The sequence below is a fragment of the Clostridium pasteurianum genome (assembly GCF_001705235.1).
Classification (GTDB): Bacteria; Bacillota; Clostridia; order Clostridiales; family Clostridiaceae; genus Clostridium_S; species Clostridium_S pasteurianum_A.
Genome location: NZ_MCGV01000001.1, coordinates 2,241,747 through 2,254,088, shown reverse-complemented (window position 1 = coordinate 2,254,088; position 12,342 = coordinate 2,241,747). Strand labels below are relative to the sequence as shown.

Here is a 12,342-nt window from a genome sequence, read left to right as displayed (position 1 = left end):
TTCTTTGTTGTTTGAATTTAAATATATTTACTTAAGGTCAAGCTACAAAGGGCGCATGGTGAATGCCTTGGCACTAGGAGCCGAAGAAGGACGTGATAAGCTGCGATAAGCTTTGGGTAGGCGCAAATAGCCTGTGAACCAAAGATTTCCGAATGGGGAAACCCCCATGGATTGTATCCATGGACTGTATACTGAATTCATAGGTATATAGAGGTAAACCCGGGGAACTGAAACATCTAAGTACCCGGAGGAAGAGAAAGAAAAATCGATTTCCTTAGTAGCGGCGAGCGAAAGGGAAAGAGCCCAAACCGGAAACTTGTTTCCGGGGTTGCGGGCAGATCATTAAAGCTTTATATCTTAACCGAAGATTTCTGGAAAGTTAAACCGTAGAAGGTAAAAGTCCTGTAGGTAAAAAGAGAAAAAAGCCCGATCTGTTCCAGAGTACCACGAGACACGTGAAACCTTGTGGGAAGCTGGGAGGACCACCTCCCAAGGCTAAATACTACCTAGTGACCGATAGTGAAGCAGTACCGTGAGGGAAAGGTGAAAAGAACCCCGGAAGGGGAGTGAAATAGAACCTGAAACCGTGTGTCCACAACCGATCAGAACACATTAACGTGTGATGATGTGCTTTTTGTAGAACGAGCCAGCGAGTTACGGTATGCAGCAAGGTTAAGCACTTAAGGTGCGCAGCCGAAGGGAAACCAAGTCTTAATAGGGCGCATAGTTGCATGCTGTAGACCCGAAACCGGGTGACCTATCCATGGTCAGGGTGAAGCGGAAGTAAAATTCCGTGGAGGTCCGAACCACAATGGTGTTGAAAAACCATGGGATGAACTGTGGATAGGGGAGAAATTCCAATCGAACTCGGATATAGCTGGTTCTCCTCGAAATAGCTTTAGGGCTAGCGCTGTGAATGAGTACCGGAGGTAGAGCACTGAATGAGGTAGGGGCTGACAACAGTTACTGAACTTTATCAAACTCCGAATGCTGGATACTTGAATCACAGTAGTCAGACTGCGAGTGATAAGATCCGTAGTCAAAAGGGAAACAGCCCAGATCACCAGCTAAGGTCCCAAAGTATAGATTAAGTGGTAAAGGATGTGGGATTTCTAAGACAACTAGGATGTTGGCTCAGAAGCAGCCATACATTAAAAGAGTGCGTAATAGCTCACTAGTCAAGAGATCCTGCGCCGAAAATGTCCGGGGCTAAAATCTAACACCGAAGCTGTGGACTTGTACTACGTACAAGTGGTAGAGGAGCATCCTGCATGGGTTGAAGTCGTACCGTAAGGAGCGGTGGACTGTGCAGGAGAGAGTATGCTGGCATAAGTAGCGAGAACTAAGTGAGAATCTTAGTGGTCGAAAACCTAAGGTTTCCTGGGGAAGGTTCGTCCGCCCAGGGTAAGTCGGGACCTAAGCCGAGGCCGAATGGCGTAGGTGATGGACAATCGGTTGATATTCCGATACCGCAAAACAACGTTATGAGAAATGGGATGACGCAGAAGGATAGGATATGCGTATGTTATTGGAAGTGCGCTTAAGCATTGAGGATGGAAAGCAGGAAAATCCGCTTTTCGTAAGTCTGGGATGTAATGATGAGGTAGTTTACTACCGAAATATCTGATTTCATGCTGCCAAGAAAAGTCTCTATCCAGGAGTTTTGTGCCCGTACCGCAAACCGACACAGGTAGGTGAGGAGAGAATCCTAAGACCATCGGAAGAATTGCTGTTAAGGAACTCGGCAAATTGACCCCGTAACTTCGGGAGAAGGGGTGCCTGCGAGAGCAGGTCGCAGAGAATAGGCCCAAGCAACTGTTTATCAAAAACACAGGTTTCTGCTAAAGCGAAAGCTGAAGTATAGGAGCTGACGCCTGCCCGGTGCTGGAAGGTTAAGGGGAATGCTTAGCGCAAGCGAAGGCATGAACTTAAGCCCCAGTAAACGGCGGCCGTAACTATAACGGTCCTAAGGTAGCGAAATTCCTTGTCGGGTAAGTTCCGACCCGCACGAATGGCGTAATGATTTGGGCACTGTCTCAACAGCAAATCCGGCGAAATTGTAGTGCAAGTGAAGATGCTTGCTACCCGCGATTGGACGGAAAGACCCCGTAGAGCTTTACTGTAGCTTAGCATTGAATTTCGGTATTGTCTGTACAGAATAGGTGGGAGACTTGGAAGCAGTTCCGTCAGGGATTGTGGAGTCACCTTTGGGATACCACCCTGACAGTACTGAGGTTCTAACCGGAGGCCATGAAACTGGTCACGGGACATAGCTAGGTGGGCAGTTTGACTGGGGCGGTCGCCTCCTAAAATGTAACGGAGGCGCCCAAAGGTTCCCTCAGCGCGGTTGGAAACCGCGCGTAGAGTGCAAAGGCAGAAGGGAGCCTGACTGCGACACAAACAAGTGGAGCAGAGACGAAAGTCGGGCTTAGTGATCCGGTGACTCCTCGTGGGAGGGTCATCGCTCAACGGATAAAAGCTACCTCGGGGATAACAGGCTGATCTCCCCCAAGAGTCCACATCGACGGGGAGGTTTGGCACCTCGATGTCGGCTCGTCGCATCCTGGGGCTGAAGTAGGTCCCAAGGGTTGGGCTGTTCGCCCATTAAAGCGGCACGCGAGCTGGGTTCAGAACGTCGTGAGACAGTTCGGTCCCTATCCGTCGCGGGCGAAGGAAATTTGAGAGGAGCTGTCCTTAGTACGAGAGGACCGGGATGGACTGACCTCTGGTGTACCAGTTGTCTTACCAAAGGCACGGCTGGGTAGCTATGTCGGGACGGGATAAACGCTGAAGGCATCTAAGCGTGAAGCCCACCTCAAGATAAGATTTCCCATAACATAAGTTAGTAAGACCCCTGAAAGAACAACAGGTTGATAGGTCAGAGGTGTAAGAGTGGTAACATTTTAAGCTGACTGATACTAATAGGTCGAGGGCTTGACCAATAAAGAGTAAATATATATAAGTTACTATGCAATTTTGAAAGTATATAAAACTTTCAAAAAACAAAATGTAAATCCGGTGATCATAGCTTGGTTGCAACACCCGTTCCCATACCGAACACGAAGGTTAAGAACCAAAGCGCCGATGGTACTGCAGGGGTTGCCCTGTGGGAGAGTAGGTCATTGCCGGGTAATGGATCTTTAGCTCAGTTGGTTAGAGCAACCGGCTCATAACCGGTCGGTCTGGGGTTCGAGTCCCTGAAGGTCCACCATATGGGGGATTAGCTCAGCTGGGAGAGCACCTGCCTTGCACGCAGGGGGTCAAGAGTTCGAATCTCTTATTCTCCACCATAAGATAGTAGATATTTAATCTACTATCTTTTTTTATATACTAATTTAAATTATTTGTTATAATAAGGTTAAGTTTGGAGTGATTATAGTGAATAGGATAAGACAATTTTTTAGTTATGTAGTTGCAAATATGAATTCAGAAGATAAAAAGTATGTTAAAAAATATTTAAATGTAGCTGAAATTACTCTGTTTAATAAATTATCTATTCATGAGCAAAAGCACTCAGTTAATGTAGCAAGGGATGTAGAGGAAGAATGTAAGCTTAATTTTATAGATTCAAACGATTTAATAAAAGCAGCTCTTTTGCATGATATAGGTAAAATAAAGGTACATACAAACTTAATCGATAAGTCAATTATAGTTATTTTAGATAAGATAACAAAGGGAAAAATAAAAAAGTTTAGCAGCATAAAAAGCATATATATTTATTATAATCATGGATATATTGGTTATTGCCTCATTAAGGAATTAGAAAATGATGAAGTGTTATTTTTGGTAAAAAATCATGATAATAAAATTGGCAATGATTTAAAGCTCAATATATTGCAAAAATGTGATGATAAAAATTAATATATGTTATTATATATGATAAAATTATATATATAAATATAATTAAAGTATGGTGATATGTATGATTTCTGAAACAAGAAGAAAAAATATAAAAGATATATTAAAAAAAAGTGATGAACCTATTAAGGGAAGTACAATTGCAAAAGACTTAGGTGTAACAAGACAAATTATTGTAAAGGATATAGCTATACTTAGAGCAGAGGGCAATAAAATAATAGCTACACCTAAAGGATATATAACTACGAAAGATACTTTTAGTTCAGTAAAAAGAGTACTAGCAGTATCACATAATACTGAAGATATAGAAGACGAACTTAATTCAGTTGTTAAATTTGGAGGAATTGTTGAAGATGTTATTATAGAACACCCTCTTTATGGAGAAATACGTGGAATACTTATGGTTAGAACGCTTTTTGATGTGAAAAACTTTATGAAAAAACTTCATAACTATGGAGCTGAGCCTCTTTCTATACTTACAGGAGGAGTTCACCTGCATACTATAAGTGCGGAAAATGAAGAGGATATGAAAAATATAATAGATGAATTGACGAAAAAGAAATATATAATATCTGATTAGAAATAAAAAATGAGGTGGATGTTATGAAAAAGAAGGTTACTATTGTAACTGTAATTTTAGCTTTAGTAATTATAGCAGCATCTTTAGGCAAAGTAACGGATTTTATAATAAACTTAGAATGGTTTAAAGAGGTTGGATATATTTCTGTTTATTTTACTAAAATTAATGCAGTGTTAAAATTAATGATTCCTATTTTTGCAATTATATATATTGGCATATGGCTTTACTGCAAGAGTATGAAAAAAGTACTTATTAAATGGAATAAGGTTGTCAGCATAAATAGTAAAAGTGAAAAAATAAAAAAAAGAATCTTTATTGTAGTAGATGCTATTATATCTTTTATTGTATCGTATTTTACAGCATCAATTTACTGGTATAGAATACTTCAGTTTACTAATTCAACAAGTTTTAATGTAAAAGATCCTATTTTTAATATCGATGTTTCTTTTTATGTGTTTAAGCTTCCACTTATAGAATCTTTATATTGTGTTTTGTTAATGTTTTTAATATTTATGGCAGTAGTAACTGTTGTACTTTACATAACATTAAACTTAAAGGAAAGCATAGAAAATAGGAATTTTCACGGTGGGATTAGGATAGGAGAGTTTTTTAGAGGACTAAGTAATTTTGCGGGAAGACAGTTTGCTACAATAGCTTTTTTTATAATGCTATTAGTTGCATTTGGCTACATTATAAAGGCATTTAATTTAGTCTACTCGCTGAGAGGTGTAGTGTACGGGGCTGGTTATACAGATATACATGTGTCGTTTGTCTTTTACTTAATAATAATAGCTGCGGCTGTAATATCATCTATTGTTATTTTTAGAAGTATAGTAAAGTATAGGATAAAGCCTATTTTTATATCTGTAGGTTTGATTTTAGTTTTAATTGCAGGAGAGGGTATTACCTCTGAAATAGTACAAAATTTAATTGTAAAATCAAATGAAAAGAATATGGAAGCGCCATATATTAAAAATAATATTAAGTACACGAGAAGGGCTTTTAATATAGACAATGTGGATGAAAAGAAATTTCCGTCAGATGATAGTCTTACTGAAAGTGATATAGCAAGTAATAGAGATACTATAGATAATATAAAAATAAATTCGGTTACCCCTGCTCTAGAATTTTATAATCAGGTACAGGTAATAAGATATTATTATGATTTTAAAGATATGGATGTAGACAGATATAATATAAATGGAAAATACAATGAAGTTTTTTTATCTCTAAGAGAAATAGACAGTAAGTCACTTGAAGGAAATGCAGATACATGGCAGAATAGGCATCTTATATATACTCATGGATATGGACTTGTAATGAGCAAAGTTAATTCAGTAACCAGTGAAGGACAGCCTAATTTTGTAATTAATGATATACCTCCTAAAACTGATAGTAATCTTAAGATTTCAAACCCTAGAATATATTATGGAGAACAAACTAATGATTATGCTATTGCAAATAATACACTTGGGGAATTTGACTATCCAAATGGAGGAGAAAATAAAACTAATAATTACAATGGCAAAGGTGGAATAAAAGCGTCATTTTTAAATAAAGTTTTATTTGCCATAAATAAAAGGGATTCTAATTTCTTACTTTCCGAAAATATAACGAATAATAGTAAGATTTTAATAAATAGAAATGTAGTTGATAGAGGAAAAAAAATTGCGCCATTTTTAACATATGATAAGGATCCATATGTTGTTTTAAGTGGAGGTAAAATGTATTGGGTTGTGGATGCCTATACTACGTCAGATAGATATCCGTATTCCCAGCCATATAATAATGTGAATTATATAAGGAATTCTGTAAAAGTTATTATAGATGCTGTAGATGGTACTACTAAGTTTTATGTTGTTGATAAAAGTGATCCTATAGCTAATAGTTATTCTAAGATATTTCCGGGACTATTTAAAAGTGAAAGTGAAATTCCTAATGATATAAAAAAGCACTTTAAATATCCACAGGATTTATTTACAACTCAATGTGATGTTCTTGGAAAATACCATGTTAAGGATACAGGAGTGTTTTATAACGGTGAAGATTTGTGGGAAACTTCTAAGAATCAGAAAGAAATAGAAGGTGAAAAAGGAGTAAGTGATTCATCATATATGGTTATGAAACTTCCAGGTGAAAAAAAGGCAGAAATGGTTCTTATGGAGTATTTTAATATGAAAGATAAGGATAATATGGCTGCTATATTTGGAGCTAGAATGGATGGAAACAACTATGGTAAGTTTGTTCTATATAAGCTTCCTACTGAAAAAACAGTTTATAGTCCATATTTGTTTAAGCAAAAAATAAATCAGGATCCTGCAATTTCTAGAGAAGTCTCTTTGTGGAATACACAGGGATCTAAAGTTTACTTTGGAGATACTTCTATAATTCCAATTAAAAACTCTTTATTGTATGTGGAGCCTGTGTATTTAAGAGCGCAGGGAAAGAATAGCATGCCGGAAGTAAAAAGGGTTATTGTATCACTTGGAAGTAAAATAGTTATGACCCAAAATATTAATGATGCTTTTAAGCAGATATTTAATAATGCGGAAAATGGCAACGATAATTCGGTTCAAAACGGTTCAGTAAATAATAATGATAATAAGGATAAATTAAAGCAGGCTCAGGACTTATATAACGAAGCTATTGATGCACAGAAAAGTGGGGATTGGAGTAAATATGGGGAAGATATTAATAAGCTTGGCAATATTTTAAGCGAATTGAATAAGTAAAGTATTAAATTATAGTATGTTTTAATTTGTAGAGAAATCATAGTGAAAATTAGTTTGTGTGTCCAAAATGTTAATGTTAAAGTCATTATGGTGCATGTAAATTAATATTTAAACTGGTTTCTCTATTTTTTATCCATGTATTTGTTTAAATAAATGACTTTTGTAAATAATAGCAAATATATGGAGGAAAAAATGATTAGAGGAAGTATTAAAAAGTTTTTTTTATCGTGCGTTATTAGTTCAGTAATAGCGAGCTGTATTGTGATATCTCCTGTATTTTTTACAAATAATGATGAAAAAGGGGAATATGTTCCGCCAAGTATAGATTATGAAAAAAAAGTTAAAGCAGAGGTCACTAAAGAAATGAAATACAGGATGAAGGATAATATTGCAGTATTTTCTTCAAATGATTGCAATAAGGTTACATATTATGTAAACAAAAATAATGTTCAGCTATTAAGTAATATTAACAAGGCTTCTGCTAAAATATATATTCTAAACAAAGGTGATGAGTTAGTATCAACTAAAGAACAAAGGGGATATATATATTGTGAAACAAATTATGTTGATGAAAGTGGAAAGCTAATAAACGGATGGGTGAAAAAGAACACAGAAAATTTAGATGGATCAACTTATCCAAACTATGATAATTTATTTGATGTAGATGTTACAAAGCAGGTTATAAATATATATAAAAATAATGTTATTATAAATAGAAATCCAATAAAATGCTCAACCGGAAGAAAAAATTCTCAAGATGAAACGCCTATAGGAATTTTTAAGGTTAAGAAAAAAACATTAGAATTTTCAAATAAAAGAGAAAAGGAAAGTTCCAAGTATGGTATATGTTTTTTTAATAATTATTTTATAAATTCTGTTTCCTTTAATGAAATAAGAAAAAATGGTAAAATAGTAGATGAAGAAGACAAAAGAGAAAAAAATAACTTGGGCAAACGTGATACTAATGGAGGAATAAGACTTTCATTGAAGGATGCTCAATATATATATAATATTGCAACAGATAAAAGTGTCATATTTGTTCACTATTAATGCAAGTTTTATATATAGGGGGGATTTTATGGATTATGATGTTTTAATTTTAGGAGGAGATATAATAGGTTGTGCTGTGGCATATGAATTGTCAAAATACAATTTAAATGTGTCTCTCATTGAAAAGAAATATGAAATTGGTAATGATACTTCGATTATAAATTCAGATTTAGTTTATAACGGAATTGAGACAAAAAGTAAGGATACTTACAATTTAGAATTACGTGGTAACCAATTAATGGAGCATATTTGCAGTGAGTTAAATGTTAAATTCAAAAGAGCTGATGCTGCTGTTATGGCTATTGATGAAGAAAGTCAAAATGTAATAAATAAAATATATAATAGAGCTAAGACAAGAGGAGTAAAAGAGATAGAATTACTTAAGGATAAGAAGTTTTTAAAAAATAAAAAATTAAAATGCGGCGATGGAAGTATAATTTTATCTCATAATATGGGAGTTGTTTCCCCTTATGATTTAACACTGGCATATGGTGAGGTAGCCTTTGATAATGGAGTTAATTTTAGACTAAATGAAAAGGTAGTTGAAATAAATAAAATATCAAAAGGATTTAAAGTTACTACAAATAAAAATAAATTTACCTGTAAGATTGTTATAAATACTATACCCCACAAAAATGAAAATGTACTCAAGAATGAGGAAAAAGGTATTTTTATTAAAAATAATTATAACTGTTTTGTTATAGATGGAAAAGTAAATAGTAAATTGAACGATGCTATTTTTGCATTAGATGATAAGGGTAATAATGTATATTTCTTTAAGGATTTCCACGGAAATATTATAGCAAAAGTTATTACGAAAGATGAAATTACTTATGAAGAGGCTAGGCAAAAACTAAATATTATATCAGATAATATTTCAGAAGATAATATTATTGATTTTTATAGTTGTAAATTTAGCAATGATAAGGTTATAATAGAAAATAATTTGGAAAATAAAGGATACATAAAAATTCAATGCAAAAATTATGCTGCAGCAACTATAGCACCTACAGTGGGTGAAAACATATGCAAAAATGTAGTAGAAAATTTAAAGTGTAAGGCTAAAAAGGATTTTTATAATAAGAGACGTGAAATATATAGATTTAGATACATGGATAATGAGCAAAAAAAGAAAGTAATAGCTATGAATTCAAAGTATGGAAGAATAATTTGTGCATGCAAACAAGTTACTGAGGGCGAAATAATTGATGCTATAAGAAGGCCGTTAGGCGCTAGGACATTATATGGAATAATGAGGAGAACTGGAGCACTAAGTGGTGAATGCTGTGGAAGTTCTTGTGAAGATAAGGTAGCTAAAATTTTAGCTAAAGAGACAAATAAAAAACTTACGGATATACTTAATAAAGGTGAAGGATCTAATATTGTTACAGGAAGAATAAAAGAATTTAATGAAATGTAGGTGAGATGCAATGGATGATAAAGATATACTAACTACACTTGTAAGATTAAAGGGATCACAGGAAAAAGTTATTCCTGTAAAAAGCAGAGAACCTATTGATAAATCATTATTTATAGATTGTTCTAAGGCACTTAGCAGACTTTATATTGGGACACCTATAAAGTGTGGAGATTTAGTATGTCAAAATATATTAAATACAGGTGTAGATATAATTGCTGCAAAAAATATAGAGAAATAATAAAAAAGGTATTGACAAAATGTATTTGCAAATATATAATTTAAAATAGTTAATGAATTTGAAGTTAATTTAAGAATTTGATAAACCGTTGAAGAGAATAGTAACTATTTAGCAATTAAAGAGAGTCAGTGGTTGGTGAAAACTGATATTTGTTATTTGGTGAATCCGCCTCGGAGGGATTGCGATGAGCAATACGGCAATGTGTCGTTATATTTCAATTAAGATAATCATTTTAAATGGTTAATTAGGGTGGTAACGCGGTCTTTCGTCCCTTAGTAGGGGGATTGAAAGGCTTTTTTTATTGTCAAAATTTAAAAATTTCAGCTTTATTAGAGTAATTGATATGGATTTTTTTCCGCAAATATCATTTGCTTATTTTTATAACCTTTTTTAAGAAAAATAATACAAAAAAGTAACTATTTTAAATAAATTAAAAAATAAGGGGGCATTTAAATGCATAAGAAATTATTTATACCTGGACCCGTAGAAGTGGCACCAGATGTACTTGAAAAAATGGCTACACCAATGATTGGACATAGGAGTAAAGAAGCTTCAGAACTTCAAAAAAGAATAAGCGATAAGCTTAGAATTGTTTTTCAGACTAAAGAGGAAATATTACTTTCAACAAGTTCTGGTAGTGGGCTTATGGAAGGAGCAATCCGTTCATGTACAGCTAAAAGAGCAGCAGTATTTTCAATAGGGGCATTTGGAAAAAGATGGTATGAAATGGCAACATATAATAATGTACCAGCTGATTTATATGAAGTCGAATGGGGCGAGGTAATTAAACCTGAATTTGTAGATGAAGTTTTGGCAACAGGAAAGTATGATTTAATAACTATAACTCATAATGAAACTTCAACAGGAATAATGAATCCAGTTGAGGAATTATCAAAAGTTATAAAGAAATATCCAGATGTAGTATGGTGTCTTGATACAGTAAGTTCTATGGGAGGAACTGATATACCAGTAGACAAGCTTGGAGTTGACATCTGTATAACATCATCTCAGAAAGCACTTGGACTTCCTCCAGGGTTAGCAGTATGTTCTTTCTCAAAGAAAGCAGTAGAAAGAGCAAAGACAGTTGAACATAGAGGATATTATCTAGATTTACTTAAACTTTACGAATTTGTACAAAAGAAACCTTATCAATATCCATCAACACCTTCATTATCACATATGTTTGCACTTGACTATGTACTTAATAAGATGCTTGAAGAGGGTATGGAAAATAGATATAAAAGGCATATTGAAATGGCTAACTACGTAAGAGATTGGGCTAAAAAGTATTTTGAAATATTTGGAGATGAAAATAATCTTTCTAATACAGTAACTGCTATAAAGAATACAAGGGGCATAAGTGTAGCAGAGTTAAATAAGGAACTTGGTAAGAGGGGATTTGCTATATCAAATGGATATGGGAAATTAAAAGAAAAGACATTTAGAATTGCACATATGGCTGACCTTACAATGGATGACTTAAAGGAACTTATAGCAAATATTAATGATATTTTAAAATTACAATAGGGGGCTTTTGTATAATGATAAGAGTTTTAGCCAATGATGGCATGAACAAAAACGCAGCTGAGAAATTAAGAAAGCTTGGCTATGATGTAGTTGAAGATCACTACGATAAAGATGAATTGTTAGAAAAAATAAAAGATTTTGAAGTTATTATAGTAAGATCTGCAACTAAAGTAACAAAAGAAGTTATTGATGCAGCAACAGTTCCAGGGGCAAAGCTTAAACTTGTTATAAGAGCAGGGGTTGGAGTTGACAATATTGATGTAGCATATGCTAAAGATAAGGGGCTTACAGTACACAATACTCCGAAGGCAAGTACAATTTCTGTAGCTGAACTTACAATAGGACATATGTTTGCAGTTTCAAGATTTATAAATACTGCGAATGTAACTATAAGACAGGGAAAATGGGAAAAGAAAGCTTATACTGGAACAGAGATTTTTGGAAAAACATTGGGGCTTATCGGATTTGGAAGAATTGCAAGAGAAGTTGCTAAGAGAGCGGAAGCACTTGGAATGAAAGTAATCTATAACGATATATGTGGTAAAGCAGAAGGTTATGACAAATATGAGTTTTATGACGATATAAAAGAACTTTTAAAGAAGGCTGATTTTGTATCTTTGCATATACCTTATGATAAGAAAAAAGGTTATGTAATAGGTGAAGATGAGTTTGCAGTAATGAAACAGGGGGCATTTATTATAAATTGTGCTAGAGGTGGAGTTGTTTCGGAAAAAGCTTTACTAAATGCACTTAATAACGGAAAGATTGCAGGGGCAGCACTTGACGTTTTTGAAACAGAACCTAAACCTTGTAAGGAGCTTATAGAAAATCCTAGAGTTTCAGTTACACCACATATTGGGGCATCAACAAAGGAAGCTCAGGCAAGAATCGGTGAAGAAATAGTAAATCTTGTAGAAAATATGTTTAAATAGTGACA

Annotated in this window: 8 protein-coding genes, 2 tRNA genes, 2 rRNA genes and 1 other annotated feature; all 12 genes read left to right on the top strand. The window is 34.3% G+C overall.

Features of this window, described 5'->3' with window-relative positions; translation table 11 throughout:
- Window positions 1-35: 35 nt before the first annotated feature.
- The 12 genes from BEE63_RS09970 to BEE63_RS09915 all read left to right on the top strand — a co-directional run bounded on the left by BEE63_RS09970 (window position 36) and on the right by BEE63_RS09915 (window position 12,337).
- A 23S ribosomal RNA gene (locus tag BEE63_RS09970) occupies window positions 36-2,942 on the top strand.
- A 72-nt stretch (window positions 2,943-3,014) separates the two neighbouring features.
- Window positions 3,015-3,131, top strand: a 5S ribosomal RNA gene (gene rrf / locus BEE63_RS09965).
- A 3-nt stretch (window positions 3,132-3,134) separates the two neighbouring features.
- Window positions 3,135-3,211: transfer RNA gene (locus tag BEE63_RS09960), tRNA-Ile, on the top strand.
- A gap of 3 nt (window positions 3,212-3,214) precedes the next feature.
- Window positions 3,215-3,290 (top strand) — tRNA-Ala (locus tag BEE63_RS09955).
- 88 nt (window positions 3,291-3,378) lie between these two features.
- Window positions 3,379-3,861, top strand: coding sequence for an HD domain-containing protein (locus BEE63_RS09950; protein WP_347464323.1), 483 nt, complete (start codon window positions 3,379-3,381; stop codon window positions 3,859-3,861).
- A 61-nt stretch (window positions 3,862-3,922) separates the two neighbouring features.
- Window positions 3,923-4,438 carry a transcription repressor NadR gene (locus BEE63_RS09945; RefSeq protein WP_066021238.1) on the top strand — a complete coding sequence of 172 codons (516 nt, stop codon included), beginning with the start codon at window positions 3,923-3,925 and terminating at the stop codon, window positions 4,436-4,438.
- Between the two features lie 23 nt (window positions 4,439-4,461).
- The gene (locus tag BEE63_RS09940; protein WP_066021237.1) at window positions 4,462-7,170 is read left to right on the top strand and encodes a UPF0182 family protein; all 2,709 of its coding nucleotides are present in this window, start codon (window positions 4,462-4,464) and stop codon (window positions 7,168-7,170) included.
- A gap of 192 nt (window positions 7,171-7,362) precedes the next feature.
- Entirely contained in the window at window positions 7,363-8,220 is an 858-nt protein-coding gene (locus tag BEE63_RS09935) for a L,D-transpeptidase (protein WP_066021236.1), read from the top strand.
- Window positions 8,221-8,248: 28 nt separating this feature from the next.
- On the top strand, window positions 8,249-9,640 hold the full coding sequence (locus BEE63_RS09930) for an FAD-dependent oxidoreductase (protein ID WP_066023208.1): 1,392 nt from the start codon (window positions 8,249-8,251) through the stop codon (window positions 9,638-9,640).
- Window positions 9,641-9,650: 10 nt separating this feature from the next.
- On the top strand, window positions 9,651-9,878 hold the full coding sequence (locus BEE63_RS09925; protein ID WP_066021235.1) for a DUF1667 domain-containing protein: 228 nt from the start codon (window positions 9,651-9,653) through the stop codon (window positions 9,876-9,878).
- Between the two features lie 79 nt (window positions 9,879-9,957).
- Window positions 9,958-10,154 (top strand) — a binding site (T-box leader).
- A 177-nt stretch (window positions 10,155-10,331) separates the two neighbouring features.
- Window positions 10,332-11,405 carry a pyridoxal-phosphate-dependent aminotransferase family protein gene (locus BEE63_RS09920; protein ID WP_066021234.1) on the top strand — a complete coding sequence of 358 codons (1,074 nt, stop codon included), beginning with the start codon at window positions 10,332-10,334 and terminating at the stop codon, window positions 11,403-11,405.
- 14 nt (window positions 11,406-11,419) lie between these two features.
- Entirely contained in the window at window positions 11,420-12,337 is a 918-nt protein-coding gene (locus BEE63_RS09915) for a D-2-hydroxyacid dehydrogenase (RefSeq protein WP_066021233.1), read from the top strand.
- The last annotated feature ends 5 nt before the right edge of the window (window positions 12,338-12,342 follow it).